Genomic DNA, 16,854 nt, shown 5'->3' with positions numbered 1-16,854 from the left:
CGACTACCGAACGGTTGCTCTATCACTGACAACCTTGGGCGTCAGGAAAATCAGCAACTCGGTCTTTATCGACGAGCGCGATTTGGTCTTGAATAAATTGCCGAGGTAAGGCACATCGCCCAAGACGGGCACCTTGGAAACATCGTCCCGTTCATCCTGCGTGAAGATGCCGCCAATCACCACCGTGCCGCCGTTTTCGACCAGCACTGTCGTTTGCACATGCTTGGTGTTGATGGCAAAGCCTTGCGGGGTCAGCGTGCCTCGACTGTCCTTGTTGATGTCGACGTTGAGGATCACATTGCCCTCGGGCGTGATCTGTGGCGTGACTTCCAGCTTCAAATTGGCCTTGCGGAACTGGATCGAGGTGGCGCCACTGGCAGTGGCCACTTGATAAGGCAACTCCTCGCCCTGCTCGATCAAGGCCTTGACCTGATCGGCGGTGATCACCCTCGGGCTTGAAATGATCTTGCCCTTGCCGTCGGACTCCAGCGCAGATAACTCAAGGTTCAAAAAACGATTGGCGGTAGAGCTGAACAGCGACAGCGCAAAGTTAGCAGCGGTGGCGCCGCCGAATGCATCGGAAGACACATTGGCCGGCAAGTTCACAAACTGCGTGTTGGCGAAGTTGTTTTCGTTCGTTTGCTTGGTGCTGAACCCCACGCCGTTGTAGTTGCCGCCGGCCACCACATATTGGTTGCCGCCCACATTGCGGCCCGGTATGCCACCTTGCTGGCCGCGCAAATCATTGAAGCCAAGCTTGACGCCGAGCGAGCGGCCAAACTTGTCATCAGCCTCGACAATGCGCGCCTCAATCAAAACCTGCCGCACTGGAATGTCGATCTTGGCAATCATCGCCAAAACTTCTTCCAACTTGGACGGGATATCGGTCACGAACAATTGATTGGTGCGCGACTCGAACATCACGCTGCCGCGCGGCGACAAAATGCGCGATGAGTTCTGCCCACCGGCTCCACTCGCGCCACCACCACCGCCGCCGCTGCCGCCGGAGCTCTGCCCATTCAAGCCCTTGGCCACTTCCTCGGCCTTGGTGTAGTTGAGTTGAATGGCCTGGGTACGCACCGGCTCCAACAGCGAGATTTGTGCACGGGACTCCAGATCCAGCTTTTCCTTGGCCGCCAACTCGTCCTTGGGAGCAATCCAAAGCACATTGCCCGACTTGCGCAGACCCAAGCCCTTGGCCTGCATGATGATGTCCAGTGCCTGATCCCAAGGCACATCTTTCAGCCGCAGGGTCACATTGCCGGTCACCGAATCACTGGTGACGACGTTGAAGTTGGTGAAGTCGGCAATCACCTGCAGCAGCGCGCGTACTTCAATGTTCTGAAAGTTCAATGACAGCTTGTCGCCGGCAAAGCCAGGGCCTGTCGTCAACTTGTTCGGGTCGAGCTTTTGAGGCCGGACCTCCAACACAAACTGGTTGTCACTCTGATACGCACTGTGCTCCCAGGCGCCCTTGGGCTCCACCACCATGCGCACGCGGTCCCCCACTTGCGAGGTCGAGATCGTCTGCACCGGGCTGCCGAAGTCCGACACATCAAGCCGGCGGCGCAGGCTTTCAGGCAGGCTGGAGCGCAAAAACTCGACCACCAAATTCTGGCCCTGTTGTTGAATATCGACCCCGACTTGATTGCTGGGCAGGTTGACCACGATGCGGCCGGCGTTGTCCTGACCACGGCGGAAATCAATGTCGCGCAAGAGCTGCGTTTCAGCATTCAAACTGGAAGCGAAATGCACCGGCTCTCCGGGGCTCTTTGCGGCGCCAGGGGCTGATTCCAAAATCAACAACAAGGCACTGTCTTGCAACTCGGCACGGTAGCCCGAGGGTTGACGCAGATTCAGCACCACCCGCGTGCGATCACCCGCTTGAGCGACGTTGGCAGAGCGCAGATTGCCTTGATTGACCTCCACCAAAGAGCGACCGATGCCATTCACCACGCCGGGCAAATCGATGGCGATGCGGGGCGGCGTTTGCACCGTGAAGCCCTTGGGCACCTCGGTCAAGGGCTCGGACATCTCGATGCGCACCACTTCAACGCCAGCCTGCTGAACGCTGTTGATTGAACGAATACTGATTTGAGCCTGCGCCTGCGTTGTCAGCAAAACGCCGAGCAATGCCGCCAAACCTATGCCCAACGTGCGCCAATGGCCCATGCCGAATGTCTCCTGCTGCAATATTTTCATCGTCCCTGCTCCTGAAGCTGGAGGGTACTTGTGCGTTCTACCCATTCACCTGCGGCGTCTTGAACGACCTCGCGCAGCGTGATCTCGGTTTCTGAAATCTTCATCACTCGGCCAAAATTCAAACCCAGATGCTCGCCGTCTCTGACGCGGTAAAGCAAGTTATCGGCTCTCAGCAAGGCATAGCGCTGACCTTGGCGCATCATGCTGCCGACCATGGACATGCTGTCCAGCGGGTAGGACTCCAAAGGCTCACGGCGACGGTTCATTTCCGCGCTGAGCAAAGAGTTGGGCTGGGCCGCCTCCTGCTTGATCGCGACACTGAGCTTTTGAGGGCTGTAGGGGTCTACACCGGCAGCGGCCTCATAAGGTTGCGGCAGAAATTTCTTGGGGGGTACCAAGGGCTTGATGGTGGGCTTGGCTTCGCGCTTTTGCTGCTCCATCCACTGACTCAACTCGTCCATATCGGCCGAGCAAGCCGTCAGCAAACTGCCGAGCAACATCACCGAGATCAATCGCGCCTTCACTTTTTGGCCCCCGCCGCAGCCTTGGCTGCAGTTCTTTTCTGGTCAGCCACCTCGAGCGCATCGAGGTAGCGGTAGGTTCTCGCGGTCGCTTCCATGCTCAAGTTGCCACTGGCGGCATCCTTGCCCGTGGGCGCCAGCACATTCAAATTGTGCAAGGTCACAATGCGCGACAAATTGGAAACGTCGGCGGCAAAGGCGCCGATGTCGTGATACCGCCCGGACACTCGCAGCGCAATGGGCAACTCGGCGTAATAGTCTTTCACCACTACTTGACCGGGTCGGAACAACTCGAACTGCAAGCCACGCCCAATGCCGGCCTGGTTGATATCGGACAGCAATGCGTCCATCTCGGCCTTGCCGGGCAACTGCTTTTCCAGCTGCGTCACATATTCCTCAACCTGACTCTTCTGCTTGCGCAACTCCGGCAGATTGACCGCCTGGGCCAGCTTGCCTTTGTAATCTTGCTGCAGCACGGGCTCGCGCTCGCGTTCAGCGTCCAGCGCCGACTGCACATCCGCCAACAAAAACACCCAGCCCAGCCCCATCACCAGCACCGCTACCGCTGCAAAAGAGGTCAGCTTCGGCGCCCAGGGCCATTGGCCCGGCTCGCTGGTGTTGAGGCCGCGAAACTGATCCGCCACTCCCTCGAACCAGACTCCGGGCTCGAACTTCATTGAAATCGCCTTGATCGCCATGCTTGCCTCAGGACTGGTTAGGCGCGAGCGGGTACACAGCGGCCGATGTGGCTGCGGCCCCGGAAGCAGAGGAGCCAGGCACAGCGGGCTTAGCACCTGCTTCGCGGTTCGGCTCTTTGATCGAAACTCGCATCGAGAAGTCGTACAGGCGCTTCTGGTCGCGGCTATTGGTGCTCAGATTCGCCACCTTGATTTCGACCAACTCGGGTCTATCCAACCATTCAGAGTTGCGCGAGGTATTGCGCAAGAACTCCGACACACGCTCATTGGTTTGCGCGATGCCGGTGATGGTGACGATCTTGTCGGCCTGCCGAATCGAGGTCAAATAGACACCTTCAGGCGTATGGCGAGCCAACTCATTGAGCAATTGCACCGGCGTATTGCGGTCGGTCTGCAAATCTTCCACCGCACGCTGACGCGATTTCAAGGACTCGATTTCGGAGCGCAGATTGGCAATATCTTTGATCTGATCGTCGAGCCGCCCGATCTCCACCGTCAAGAACTGATTGCGGCGCTGCTGCTCAGAGGTCATGTGCTGCACCAGCATATAGGCCGCAGCGACGATGCCAGCCCCCACGGCTGCAGCAACGCCAAGCCCGACAAAAAAGGCGGTCTTGCGACGCTTGCGCTTTTCTTCCCGGTACGGAAGTAGGTTGATCAATATCACTGGAAGAACCTCCGCATTGCCAAGCCGCAAGCCGTCAAATAGGCCGGTGCCTCGCGGCGCAATTTAGGTTCACGAATCGACGCGCCGAGCGCCATATTTTCAAATGGATTGACCACCATACAGGCGAAGCCGGTCAACTCGGTGACGCGCTCCTTCAAACCCGACAAGGTCGCCGTACCACCGGCCAACATCACGTAATGCACTTTGTGATGCGGCGTGCTGGTGAAGAAATACTGCAAGGCACGGCCAATCTCCTGCGAAAGGCTGTCGACAAAGGGATTCAACACCGCCGTCGTGAAATCCTCAGGCAAATCATTGCTGAGTTTCTTTTGCTCGGCTTCCTCGAAAGAAAAACCATATTGGCGAGAAATCAGCTGCGTCAACTGCGAACCACCGAAAGCCTGGTCGCGGTCATACAGCATTTCATCGTCACGCAAGACCTTGAGGCTGGTCGTATCGGCACCGATCTCAAACAGCGCAACCAGGGCATCTTTGCCTTCATTCGGCAAATTGGCGATCAAGCGGCCCATCGCCATGCGGGAAGCGTGCGATTCGATATCCAGGATCACCGGACGCAAACCCGCGGCCTCGGCCAGACCTTGGCGATCTTGCACCCGATCTTTGCGCGACGCGGCGATCAACACCTCCACGTCACCGACCGAAGTCGGGCTGGGGCCGATCACGCAAAAGTCTAGACTGACTTCGTCCAGTGAAAACGGGATGTATTGATTGGCCTCGGCCTCAACCTGTATTTCCAGTTCTTCGTCACGCAGACCGGCTGGCAACATGATCTTCTTGGTGATGACGGCGGACTGCGGCATCGCCAGCACGGCGTCACGCGTCTTGCTGCCACTGCGCGCAACTACCCGGCGCACAGCATCGGCCACCTCATCGAATTTTTCGATCTGGCCGTCGGTGATCCAACCTTTCTCAAAAGGCTCGGTCGCAAAACGCTCCAGCACCATTTCGCCGCTGGCGTTCTGACCCAACTCGACCAATTTGACACTGGAGGAACTGATATCCAAGCCAATCATGGCCGGATGTTTACGACCCCTCAATACGTCAAGTATTCCCACGACGTGAATCCCCCAACGTTTATCGCCGGACTATTAATAAGTTATTTGAATGCTAGCAGCAAAGACCTTGGGCCCCTACGGAAACAAGGTCACAGCAAGTAACGCCACGTTGCGAAACATACACGCCTTCGAGCTGGGCTTAAGCACTGAAAAAGCAGGGAAAACGGGGCAACAAGTCAAACAGCTGGAAATCGAGCAAATCGCAGTGCCATTTCGCCAAGCTGCCGCGGAACTGACGAGCCGGCTTTCTATAATCCGCCCACCCCATCCGGAGGCCCATGAGCGAAGCCAAAAAGACTGCCCCTCGAACAATCAAGTCCGAGACCCCCCCCGTACAGCGGCGCACCGCCCTGTCCGTCCTAGGACGCACGGCTTCATGGCTGGTCGGCTTGATGCTGGCCGGTGTGTTTTCGGGCTTGCTGCTGATCGCCCTAGCGCTGGCCATGGCCTACCCGAACCTGCCCGATATCAGCGGATTGACCGACTACCGGCCCAAGCTGCCGATGCGCGTCTTGTCCAACGACGGCGTCTTGCTGGGCGAGTTCGGCGAAGAGCGCCGCAACTTCCTGACGATCAAAGAGATCCCCAAGCGCATGCAAGACGCCGTCTTGGCGATCGAAGATGCGCGCTTTTACCAGCACGGCGGGGTCGATTATCTTGGCGTCATTCGCGCCGGCCTGGCCAATTTCGGCGAATCACGTAGCCAAGGCGCGTCGACCATCACCATGCAGGTGGCGCGCAACTTCTATCTCTCGACCGAGAAGACCTTGACGCGCAAGATCTATGAGATTTTGCTGTCGCTGAAGATAGAAAGCGCGCTCAGCAAGGACGAGATTCTCGAGATCTATATGAACCAGATTTTTCTGGGTCATCGGGCCTACGGTTTTGCCGCCGCCAGCGAGGTCTATTTCGGCAAACCGCTGCGCGACATTTCGGTCGCTGAAGCCGCGATGTTGGCGGGGCTGCCCAAGGCCCCGTCCGCCTACAACCCGATCAACAACCTCAAGCGCGCCACCATCCGCCAGCAATACATCATCGAGCGGATGCTGGAGAACGGCTTCATCACAGAAGAGCAACGTGATGCCGCCAAGGCCGAAAAACTGGTCTTCCGTCCGATCAGCGAATCACCGCAACATGCCGAATATGTCGCCGAGGCCGCACGCATGTTGATGTTCAATCAGTATGGGGATGAGGCTTACACGCGCGGTCTAAACGTCTATCTGACCCTGCGATCGGAAGAACAAACCGCGGCCTACCGAGCGCTGCGGCGCGGCATCATGGACTTCGAGCGGCGCCAGATTTACCGAGGGCCGGAAGCCTATGTCGACCTGCCCAAAGACCCCAAGGCCCTGGACGTACGAATCGCCGAGGCGCTGGCGGACCACCCGGCCAATGACGAGTTGCTGGCCGCCGTGGTCCTGGAGGCCGACCCGCGCAAAGTCGTGGCGGCGCTGCAAAACGGCGAAACCCTGACCCTCAGTGGCGAAGGCCTCAAACCGGCGACCTCGGGCCTGAGCGACAAAGGCAACCCCAAGACCCGCATCCGCCGCGGTGCGGTGATTCGCGTCATCAAATCCGGCAAAGCCGGCAAGGACGAATGGACGATTACCCAGTTGCCCGAGGTTGAAGGCGCCTTCATTGCCATGGACCCGCGCGACGGGCGCATCCGGGCGATGGTCGGCGGCTTCGACTACGCCAAGAACAAGTTCAACCATGTGACGCAGGCCTGGCGCCAACCCGGCTCCAGTTTCAAACCGTTTATCTATTCTGCGGCGCTCGAAAAAGGCTTTACGCCGAGCACCGTCGTCAATGATGCACCGCTGTTTTTCAGCGCCTCGACCACCGGCAGCCAGCCTTGGGAGCCCAAGAACTACGACGGCACCTTCGAGGGGCCCATGCCGCTGCGGCGCGCCTTGGCAAAATCGAAGAACATGGTGTCTATCCGCATCCTCAACTCGATCGGCGTCGGCTTTGCGCAGCAATGGCTGACGCGTTTTGGTTTCGAGGCGGAAAAGCACCCGGCCTATTTGACGATGGCACTGGGCGCCGGCTCGGTCACCCCGATGCAGATGGCGCAGGGCTATGCCGTGTTCGCCAACGGCGGCTACCGGGTTGCGCCGCAACTGATCGCCAAGCTGACCGACAACAAGGGCCGCGTCTTGTTTGAGGCAGCGCCCAGCCAACTCGGTGAGGAATCGCGCACCATCGAAGCCAGAAACGCCTTCTTGATGACCAGCTTGCTGCAAGAAGTGACGCGCAGCGGCACCGCCGCCAAGGCGCAGGCGCAACTGAAACGGCCGGACATCTATGGCAAAACCGGCACCACCAATGACTCGATGGATGCCTGGTTTGCCGGCTATCAAAAAGAAGTGGTGGCGGTCGTCTGGATCGGCTACGACCAGCCGCGCAAGCTAGGCGATAGAGAAACCGGCGGCGGCTTGTCGCTGCCGATCTGGATCGAGTACATGGGCTTCGCGCTGCGCGGCGTGGCGGTCTCCGAACCCTCGGCGCCCGAAGGTGTGTTGAACGTCAACGGCGAATGGTACTTTGACGAATTCAGCGGCAAAGCCGGCGTTCCCGCACTCAGCGATGACGAGGCTCATTTGCCCAAGGCGGCGGGCGAAGACGAGAAGAAAAGCATTCTCGATTTGTTTAAGCGCTGAAGCTGAGCGGCTTGCCAGCTTGAGCGCTGGCTTGGGTGGCAAGCATGGCAAGAAACTCTGCACTGGTTTTGGTGTCCAACCACAAGCCATCGACATAGCGAAAGTGGAAACCGCCCGCGCGGGCGGCCATCCACAACTCCTGCAAGGGCGCTTGAGTGTTCAGAATGATCTTGCTGCCGCCGGGCAGGCTCAGCTCCAACAGGCCGCCGCTGCGATGGCTGTCGATGTCGATCACGTCGCTGTCCAACCATTCGTCAATCTTGGCCTCGATTTGATCCAGCATCGCGCGGGTTTTGGCGAGGTATTCGGCGTCGGTGAGGGGGGTGGCGGCAGGTGCAGCGGACGAAATAGCAGACATGGGCGATAAACTTCCGCAATGATGAAAACGAACAAGATGCCGGTCAGTGTATTCTCGCCCAACTTGGCCGTTAAGCGCACAGGGTCAAATCGACCCGGGCCTGCCGCCTTGCTGCTGACGCTGCTCAGCTATGCGGCAATGCTGCAGGGCTGCGGACAAAAGGGTCCCTTGCGCCTACCCGAGTCTTCTCCAGGTACGGCAGCAGCTTCGGCCGCACCTGCGTCCAGCCCCGCCAAGCCTTGACCTTTACGCGCTTGCCTCGTGGCAGGCGACCGCCACGCCTTTGAATTGCCGCATCAGCGGGCGCTCGACCTTGCAGCGTTCGGTCGCCAAGGGGCAACGAGGGTGGAAACTGCAACCCGTTGGCGGATTGAGCGGATTGGGCACCTCGCCCTGCACCGGCGTGCGAGCCCGGCCCGTCATATGGATATCGGGAATCGCATCCAGCAACATCCGCGTGTAGGGGTGGCGCGGGCGCGCGAACAACTCGGCCTTGTCGGCCAATTCGACCAAACGGCCCAGATACATCACGCCGACCTGGTCGGCCACATGGCGCACCACCGCCAGGTTGTGCGAGATGAAGAGATAGGTCAGCCCATTGCTGCGCTGCAAGTCCTTCATGATGTTGAGCACCTGCGCCTGCACCGACACGTCGAGCGCCGAGGTCGGCTCATCGCAGACCAAGAACTCAGGCTGCGTCGCCAGTGCACGAGCAATCGAGATGCGTTGGCGCTGGCCGCCGGAAAATTGATGCGGGAACTTTTCGCGGTCCAGCGGCGACAAGCCGACCGAACTCAGCAACTCACCAACCCGCGCCCGCTGCGCCTCCAAGCCTGCCACCAAGCCATGCTCTCGCAGTGGCTCGGCGACGATGTCAACCACTTTCCAGCGCGGATTCAAAGACGCATAGGGATCTTGGAAAATCATCTGCATGCGCCGGCGCAAGGCCAAGGCGCCGCTAGAGGCCAAGGTCTTGGCGGTGTCGATGCCGTCGAACAACACCGTGCCTCGGGTCGGCTCATACAAGCCCACCAGCAGCCGCGCCACCGTGCTCTTGCCGCAGCCCGACTCACCGACCAAGGCCAGCGTCTTGCCCCGCTCGATGCTGAAGCTGATGCCATCTACCGCATGCACAAACTGCCGCGGCTTGCGCTCGATCACGCGGTTCAACCAGGGCGGCGAGACATCGAAAATCTTCGCCAGGTCCTTCACCTCAACCAAGGGCGCACTCATACGGCTACTCCTTGAGTTGCACTGTGCAGCCAGCAAGCGGCACCAGTGTCACCAACGATAGTCAGCTCAGGCCGTTCGACCCGGCAGCGATCGAACACCTGCGGACAGCGCGGGTTGTAGGCGCAGCCCTTTGGAATCGCATTCAAGCGCGGCATCGCACCGTCGATCTGCAGCAGGCGCTCGCGGTCTTCGTCCATCGCAGGGATGGCGCCCATCAGTCCGGCGGTATAGGGATGAGCAGGCTTGTGAATAACACTATGCACCGGCCCGATCTCGGCCACTCGGCCAGCGTAAAGTACGGCCACGCGGTCGCAGGTCTCGGCGATCACGCCCATATCGTGGGTGACCAACATCACCGCCGCACCCTGCTCCTTGCAGATACTTTTGAGCAGGGCAATGATTTGCGCTTGGATAGACACATCCAGCGCCGTGGTCGGCTCATCCGCTACGATCAGTTTCGGGCTGCCGGCCAGCGCCAGCGCAATCACGACCCGCTGCCGCATCCCCCCGGAGAACTGGTGCGGATATTGGTCAATACGCGCCTCGGCCGCCGGAATGCCGGTCTGCTCCAGTAGCTCGATGGCGCGCTTGCGCGCCTGACTCTCACTCAAGTTCAGATGTGTGGTGATGGTCTCGATCAGCTGCCGCCCCACCGTGTAGAGCGGATTCAGCGAAGTCAACGGATCCTGAAAAATGGCGCCAATTTGCCGGCCGCGAATCTTGCGCATCTCGTCATAGGGCAAGTTATCGATGCGCCGACCTTCGAGCAGGATCTCACCCGAGGCGATGCGGCCCGGTGGGTCGAGTAAGCCGATGATGGCCGCGCCGGTCAGTGACTTGCCGGCACCGGATTCGCCCACGACGCCAAGGATCTCGCCCGGCGCGATGTCAAAACTGATGTCGTCCAATGCCAGCAAAGTGCCGTGGCGGGTGGGGAATTCGACCCGCAGATGGCGGACTTCAAGAAGAGCTTGGGTCATGAGAGAAAGAGTTGTCTATCAACGCAGGCGAGGGTTGAGCGCATCGCGCAGCCAGTCGCCCAGCAAGTTCACGCTCAGCGCGATCAGCACCAGCATGGCGCCGGGCCAGATCGTGATCCACCATTCGCCCGAGAACAAAAAGTCATTGCCGACGCGGATCAAGGTCCCCAGCGAGGGGCTGGTCGGCGGCACACCGACACCGAGAAATGACAGCGTCGCCTCGGTGATGATGGCCGCCGCCACCTGAATGGTCGCCAGCACCAGCACCGGCCCCAGGACATTGGGCAAGACATGGCGGCGCATGATGCGCCCCGGCGCCACGCCAATCACGCGAGCCGCCTGCACATACTCCTTGTTGCGCTCCACCATCGTTGTGCCGCGCACCGTGCGCGCGTACTGCACCCAGCCGGTCAAAGAGATCGCCAGAATCAAGACCAAAAAAGCCAAGCTGTCATGCGCGTTCGGAAACATCGCCCGGCCAACGCCGTCGATCAGCAGCGCGATCAGGATGGACGGGAAGGACAACATCACATCGCAGATGCGCATGATGAAGGCATCGACCTTGCCGCCCACAAAGCCCGACAGCAGGCCCAGGCCGACGCCTATCGTCATCGACAACAGCACCGAGGCGAAGCCGACGAACAGAGAGATGCGCGCGCCGTACATCAGCGCCGAAAGCAGGTCGCGCCCTTGGTCGTCGGTACCGAGCAGGTATTTGCTGCTGCCGCCTTCCATCCAAGCGGGCGGCAAGCGCGCGTCCATCAGCTCCAGCGAGGCCAGATCAAAAGGGTTGTGCGGAGCGATGAATTCCGCAAACAGCGCACAGAAAATACAAATGAAGGCGATCACCGCCGCCATCATCGCCACCGGCGACGAGCGGAAAGAATGCCAGACGTCGCCCGCAAAAAAGCGGCTCAGCACGCCGGGCGCAGCAGTCGAGGAAAGAGAACTCATGCGTGAAGGAACTCGGCAAGAAGACGGGGTTCAGCGGGTGACATCATCAATGCGCCTTGCCTTCGACGCGCAAGCGCGGGTCGACCGCGAAATAGAGCAGGTCGACCAGCAGGTTGATGGTCACGAAGATGAAGGAGATCAGGCACAGGTACGCAGCCATGACCGGGATGTCGGCGAACTGTACCGCCTGAATAAACAGCAAACCCATACCCGGCCACTGGAACACGGTCTCTGTGATGATGGCGAAGGCGATCAAAGAGCCAAGTTGCAGGCCGGTGATGGTGATCACCGGCACCAAGGTGTTTTTCAAGGCATGACCAAAGTAGACACTGCGGTTGCTCAAGCCCCGCGCGCGGGCGAACTTGATGTAGTCGGTGCGCAGTACCTCCAGCATTTCGGAGCGCACCAAACGCATGATCAAGGTCAGCTGAAAAACCGACAGCGTGATCGCTGGTAGCAAGACATGACGCAGGCCATCGGCGGTCAGCAGGCCGGTGGTCCAAGAGCCGAACGCGGTCACATCGCCGCGGCCGAAGCTGGGCAGCCATTTCAGCCAAACCGCGAACACCAGGATCAGCAAAATGCCAATCAAGAAGGTCGGCAGTGAGACGCCCAAGAGCGAAAACATCATCAGCAACTGCGAGCTTGCCCGCCCGCGCCGCAAGGCCGCATATACGCCCAGCGGAATGCCCACACCCAGCGCAATCAAACCGGCCACCATCGATAGCTCCAAGGTTGCCGGGAAGCGCTCGACGATCAGACTGGAGACCTTGCGGCCCTGGCGCAGACTGAGCCCAAACTCGCCTTGCAGCGCATTGCCGATGAAGCGGGCGAACTGGATTGGGAATGGCGCGTCGAGGCCGAGGTCATGGCGCAAGGCAATACGCTGTTCCTCGGTCGCATCCTGTCCCAGCAAATTGGTCACCGGATCGCCCACGTACTGGAACAGCATGAAAGCAATAAAGGCCACCGTCAGCATCACGATGATGGCTTGGGCGAGGCGTCTGAGAATAAAAACTAGCATGTGCGCGAAACAGGTGGAGCCAGACGAACGACGCGAGCGTCGGCTGCCAGGAGAGGCTGAGTAAGATGAAAGTGTGCATCGGCCGAAAGATCGACTCGCCACCGAAGCTGGGCCATGATGGCGAAGAGCGTGCATCGCCACAAACGGGAAAGCCCTTAGAGCAGTCTAGCTGGATAGGCGTGACATCAAAATTTCAAGCTGCCCTGGAGCGCTTGCTGGTCGGCACCCAATAACAAAATACTGCCGTAACAGGCCTCGGCGCGGCTGCCGGTATTGTCCCCATCCGTCATCAGGGCCATCGAGCTCAGCTTGCCCGGCGCCTCACCAAAGGCCTTGATGTAGTCAGCCCTCACGTCCCGCCGCAGGCGCTGCCAACGCCCGCGCCCGCCTTCGCCCGAGCCAACGACGATCTTGCGGATACGGTCGCTGCGCGAGCTGATCAGCATCGTTTCGGCCGCGGCGTTGGCATCCCACACATACATCAAGGTCGCAAAAGGTGGCGCCTCACCGGTCAAGGTTTGCACCAATTCAAACTGCATGCGGTTGCGCATCGACAAGCGGCTTTCGTCTCCATCAAAGCCCAAGAGCAACCGTGCCGGCGCGTCATCCGTATCCGGATCAAGCACGGAGGCCCGCAAGTCGAGCGTCTGTATCCACCAATCAAACTGCAAGCCGGCAATCTGCTCCGGATCAATCTTCAAGGGGCGGCGCCATAGGCTGACGGACTTTGAAGCCTTTGCCAACACGCAAGCCTGCCCGTCCCTGTGCGCCATAGAGTACTGCGTGCTTAACTTGCCCGGCAACTCGCGCGCCGACCAATCTGCCAGCGCCGCAGACATAGGCTCTTGCGCCGTAGCGGTGGGAAGCTCGGGGTTGGCGCAGCCCAGCAAGAGACCGAGCAAGCCCAGCGACAAAACACAACGGTGATGCAAGCGGGGCTCATTCTGGTTTCTTGAAGGCATGCGACGAGTATACGGAGACCTCATTGAAGCAAAAGTCGTCAAGCCAAATAGCAGCGGGCCGCTTCGCGGCCCGCCGTCCACCTCCGGGCGCTCGAATCAAGCGCGCCCGCGAGTTGGCCTGATCAGAAGCGGTGGCGCAAACCCACGCCGAAGCTGTTGGAATCGGTTCCGGCGCTGGTGGTCACACCGCCCAGGAAACCGGCGCCGCCAGGAGCCATCTGACCCAAGCCCTTGTTATCGAAGTGAGTCAGCACTGCATTCACATCTGTACGCTTGGAGAAAGCGTAGGTGTAGGCCACCCCGTAAGACTGGGTATCGGCGTCAAATTTAGTTTTGTCATTGAGCTTCGAGTAGGCCGTATAGAAGGTGTTGGCCCCCATCGTCATCTTGTAGCCGATATGCATCAACACGGAGTCTTGCCTGAAGGCGTTGATGAAGGCATTTGCCACCAAACTAGCAGCGCCGGCAGATGCTCCTCCTGAAATCAAGAGTGGGCGAATGCTACTCAAACCTGAGGGATTCTCATCCTTGGCCGTGACATACATGGCACTCAGCTTTCCCGGGCCAATCGCTGCCGAGGCTCCGACGACGAGGTTCTTTAGCGACTTTTGGCCGCTTTCGTTTTCACGTTCTTGATAGCCAAAGCCGACCGTGAAGGCGTCAGAGCGGTAGTAGCTCATCAGCCCCATGAAATGGCCTTGCGAGGTCGAACCTTCACCAGCGGCCACCATGGCGGCGGCAGTGAAGCCACCGGTTTGAATGCCGTATTGCACCGAGTTGCTTTGGCGAATGTCGATCGCAGAGGGGAAGCTCGCAACTTGACCTGCGGCCAAGCTGGACTGCGTCTGCATGATGTCAAACTCGGCTTGCATCAGGTATGCAGGCGTGTACTGGCGCCCGGCAGAAACGGCACCGATTGGTGTCACCAAACGAACAAAGGCTTGGCGATCCCAGAAGTTATTGGCGACGTTGACTCCGAAGCTGGGGCCAAGTGCACCCGCGACCTTGGTCACTGCGCCTTGAATTGCGGCTTGATTGGCGGGCGGAAAGGCCGAAAAACCTGGCACAAAGAGGGCCGCCTGCGTCATGCGATCGGGCAATTGCGAACCCGACACTGGGCGGTTATTGGTTCCGCCTGTATCGGCTTCAAGGCGATTTTCGAGCGTAAACCCGGCACTGAAACCGCCCCCCAAGTCCTCGGTGCCACGCACGCCCAAACGCGAGCCATCCATGATGCCGCTGACCAACTGCGTGACGTTGCCGCCGCGCACGCCTGAGGTGTAAGTCACACCAGCGTCGACGATGCCATACAGCGTCACGCTGCTGGTCTGCGCCCAAGCGGCGGAGGTACTTGCTGCCAACAAGCTGAGGGCGAGGTAAGATTTTTTCATGGATGTCTCCTGTTATCAGATTCGAATGAATTGATTTTGGAGTATCCAGCTCGCTCTTAGGGGGCTATGTTGCGGGCTTCCCACAGGCGCTAACCCTGTCACTCAGGAGACTCCTCGTTCCTGCGGGCATAAAAAAAGCCGCCCGAAGGCGGCTTACTGGTCAACAGGCCCGAAAGCCCATCAGCCGTCAAGCTTAGAAGCTGTGACGCACGCCGACGTCGACACCGCCGGAACGGCCGTCTGCAACAACAGCTGGGTTGGCGGCTGCGCCAACACCATTCACGCCGAAGTTTGCGCCAGCCTTGTTGTCGATGTAGGACACGGTTGTGTACAGCGCAGTGCGCTTGGACAGGTTGTGCACATAGCCAGCAGCCAATTGGTAAGCATCGCCAGACACGGCCTTGAGGGCATTGCCCTTCTTGTAGCTCGCATCAGTGTACGAAGCCCAAACGCTACCCACGCCAACAGGCGCGGTCACAGCGATCGTGTACAGGTCTTGCTTGTGCGGGCTGTAGTCGGTGGTTGAGTACAAACCGCTGACCTTGGCCATGCCGAAGTCATAAGATCCACCCAAAGTCATCAGCTTGAACTTGGTGTTCACGCCAAATTCTGTGTAAGCTGCTGCCAAGCTGAACGCACCAGCCTTGTAGCCAACGCGTCCACCAACGCTCTTGTTCAAGTTCGTCGCAGGGCCTTCACCAGCCGACGCTTCCAAGCCGCCGTAGAAGCCACCCAGATTGGCAGGAGCCGAGTACGAAACTTGGTTGTCGCTGCGGCTCATGTCAACAGTCGAACCCAGCTTGCTGTACAAGTTGAAAACCGAACCCAGACCCGTGGCGCTCACCGGGTCAAACTCTTCGATCGTCAACTTGGTCACGGTCTTGAAACGACCCAGGCGAACTTCGCCCATGCTGGCCGAGATCAAGCTGACCGTTGCACGACGAGCCCAAAAGGATGCACCGGAAGCACCGGTATCGGTATTGACTTCGCTTTCCAGCCAGAAGCCAGCCTTCAGATCACCGCCCAGATCTTCAACGCCACGCACGCCGAAACGGCTGGTGGTGTTGCCACCGGAAGCCAAGCTGTAGACATGCTTGCCATTCGCATCGGTGTAACGCATAGCAGCGTCAATCACGCCGAACAGGGTCACCGACGATTGAGCAGCTGCGACGCCAGCGAACGAGCCGAGTACGGCCAAAGCAACAATAGATTTCTTCATTCGATACTCCTAAGTGTTCAAAAAGGGCCGATCTGCAAACGCCACTCAGCGCTCGCCGGACCCACTCCCTTCATCGGAAGTTGCCGTATTGCACCAGATGAATGCCGCTTTTCGACGACACGCTCGATAAAACTAGGGTTTGCGTTGTTGACTCACAACAAAAAACAAGCATCACAACAACGTCATATTCGCTTGGATTTGGTCGCCCGCTCTTAAACTGAACCACCACATCGTCCCCTGTCCCACCCATGCCAACCCAAATCGAGCTCTCAAAATTGGATTCGCTGCTTGCCAGCGCAGACCATGGATTGAGAACCGTATTCGGCAAACCGCCAGCCGCTCGCAGCTCACCGGCCGGGGCCTTGAGTCAGGACTTCACCTTGACTCCAGATGAGTGCAGGCTCGCTGGTGCGCTGATGCGCGTCAATCACGTTGGCGAAATTTGCGCGCAAGCGCTTTATCAATCACAGGCACTGCTGACCCGCGACCCCGAATTGCGCGCCCACTTCGCCCAGGCAGCCAAGGAAGAGATGGATCATCTCGCTTGGACTCGGCAGCGCATTGATGAGTTGGGCAGCCACACCAGCCGCTTGAACCCGCTCTGGTATGGCGGCGCCTTTGTCGTTGGCAGCCTGGCCGGCATGGCGGGCGATAGTGTCAGCCTGGGTTTTGTGGTCGAAACCGAACGCCAAGTGGAACAACACCTGGCGACTCATTTAGATCGCTTACCGCTGAGTGATCAGCGCTCGCGCGCCATCGTGTCCCAAATGAAGGAGGAAGAGGCACGCCACGCCGAGGAGGCCCTTGCTGCAGGGGCGCGGACATTGCCCAGCCCGATCAAGAAGCTGATGAAGCTGGCCGCACGTCTGATGACGCGCACCGCCCATTACATTTAGTCAGCGCGCT

At 59.3% G+C, this 16,854-nt stretch carries 15 protein-coding genes; 2 read left to right on the top strand and 13 right to left on the bottom strand.

The features are described from left to right. Positions 1-3 precede the first annotated feature (3 nt). From LNV09_RS18740 to LNV09_RS18720, 5 genes are read right to left on the bottom strand one after another with little or no spacing between them, the layout of a single operon-like run. The gene (locus LNV09_RS18740; RefSeq protein ID WP_263558591.1) at positions 4-2,202 is read right to left on the bottom strand and encodes a type IV pilus secretin PilQ; all 2,199 of its coding nucleotides are present in this window, start codon (positions 2,200-2,202) and stop codon (positions 4-6) included. Continuing rightward, positions 2,199-2,702, bottom strand: a complete 504-nt coding sequence (locus tag LNV09_RS18735; protein WP_263558636.1) for a pilus assembly protein PilP — start codon at positions 2,700-2,702, stop codon at positions 2,199-2,201. Before LNV09_RS18735 ends, LNV09_RS18740 begins: the two co-directional genes overlap by 4 nt. A 20-nt stretch (positions 2,703-2,722) precedes the next feature. Then, entirely contained in the window at positions 2,723-3,421 is a 699-nt protein-coding gene (locus tag LNV09_RS18730) for a type IV pilus inner membrane component PilO (protein ID WP_411969317.1), read from the bottom strand. A 7-nt stretch (positions 3,422-3,428) separates the two neighbouring features. Further along, positions 3,429-4,088 carry a PilN domain-containing protein gene (locus LNV09_RS18725; RefSeq protein ID WP_263558589.1) on the bottom strand — a complete coding sequence of 220 codons (660 nt, stop codon included), beginning with the start codon at positions 4,086-4,088 and terminating at the stop codon, positions 3,429-3,431. After that, complete coding sequence (locus LNV09_RS18720) at positions 4,085-5,122, bottom strand: pilus assembly protein PilM (RefSeq protein ID WP_263558588.1); 1,038 nt, start codon at positions 5,120-5,122, stop codon at positions 4,085-4,087. The genes LNV09_RS18725 and LNV09_RS18720 overlap by 4 nt, the downstream gene beginning before the upstream one ends. 320 nt (positions 5,123-5,442) lie before the next feature. Here LNV09_RS18720 and LNV09_RS18715 point away from each other — a divergent pair, with 320 nt between their 5' ends. Continuing rightward, positions 5,443-7,827, top strand: coding sequence for a penicillin-binding protein 1A (locus LNV09_RS18715; protein WP_411969316.1), 2,385 nt, complete (start codon positions 5,443-5,445; stop codon positions 7,825-7,827). Here LNV09_RS18715 and cyaY read toward each other — a convergent pair. From cyaY to LNV09_RS18675, 8 genes are all read right to left on the bottom strand, one after another. Next, positions 7,817-8,185, bottom strand: coding sequence for an iron donor protein CyaY (cyaY, locus tag LNV09_RS18710; RefSeq protein ID WP_263558587.1), 369 nt, complete (start codon positions 8,183-8,185; stop codon positions 7,817-7,819). The genes LNV09_RS18715 and cyaY overlap by 11 nt on opposite strands. A 246-nt stretch (positions 8,186-8,431) precedes the next feature. Next, positions 8,432-9,418, bottom strand: a complete 987-nt coding sequence (locus tag LNV09_RS18705; protein ID WP_263558586.1) for an ABC transporter ATP-binding protein — start codon at positions 9,416-9,418, stop codon at positions 8,432-8,434. Then, a complete protein-coding gene (locus tag LNV09_RS18700; protein WP_263558585.1) occupies positions 9,415-10,398 on the bottom strand; it encodes an ABC transporter ATP-binding protein in 984 nt (327 codons plus the stop codon). The genes LNV09_RS18705 and LNV09_RS18700 overlap by 4 nt, the downstream gene beginning before the upstream one ends. Positions 10,399-10,416: 18 nt before the next feature. Further along, on the bottom strand, positions 10,417-11,352 hold the full coding sequence (locus LNV09_RS18695) for an ABC transporter permease (RefSeq protein WP_263558584.1): 936 nt from the start codon (positions 11,350-11,352) through the stop codon (positions 10,417-10,419). Between the two features lie 46 nt (positions 11,353-11,398). After that, positions 11,399-12,376, bottom strand: coding sequence for an ABC transporter permease (locus LNV09_RS18690; RefSeq protein WP_263558583.1), 978 nt, complete (start codon positions 12,374-12,376; stop codon positions 11,399-11,401). A gap of 185 nt (positions 12,377-12,561) precedes the next feature. Beyond that, on the bottom strand, positions 12,562-13,338 hold the full coding sequence (locus LNV09_RS18685) for a DUF3047 domain-containing protein (RefSeq protein WP_263558582.1): 777 nt from the start codon (positions 13,336-13,338) through the stop codon (positions 12,562-12,564). Positions 13,339-13,460: 122 nt separating this feature from the next. After that, positions 13,461-14,729 carry a porin gene (locus LNV09_RS18680; RefSeq protein WP_263558581.1) on the bottom strand — a complete coding sequence of 423 codons (1,269 nt, stop codon included), beginning with the start codon at positions 14,727-14,729 and terminating at the stop codon, positions 13,461-13,463. 193 nt (positions 14,730-14,922) lie between these two features. Beyond that, positions 14,923-15,948, bottom strand: coding sequence for a porin (locus tag LNV09_RS18675; RefSeq protein WP_263558580.1), 1,026 nt, complete (start codon positions 15,946-15,948; stop codon positions 14,923-14,925). A gap of 248 nt (positions 15,949-16,196) precedes the next feature. On the opposite strand from LNV09_RS18675, the gene coq7 reads away from it, so the two are divergent. Continuing rightward, positions 16,197-16,844, top strand: a complete 648-nt coding sequence (gene coq7, locus LNV09_RS18670; protein ID WP_263558579.1) for a 2-polyprenyl-3-methyl-6-methoxy-1,4-benzoquinone monooxygenase — start codon at positions 16,197-16,199, stop codon at positions 16,842-16,844. The last annotated feature ends 10 nt before the right edge of the window (positions 16,845-16,854 follow it).

The sequence above is a fragment of the Paucibacter sp. B2R-40 genome (assembly GCF_025717555.1).
GTDB lineage: Bacteria > Pseudomonadota > Gammaproteobacteria > Burkholderiales > Burkholderiaceae_C > Paucibacter_A.
The sequence above is the reverse complement of the archived record's forward strand: the minus strand, read 5'-3'. Positions and strand labels throughout refer to the sequence as shown.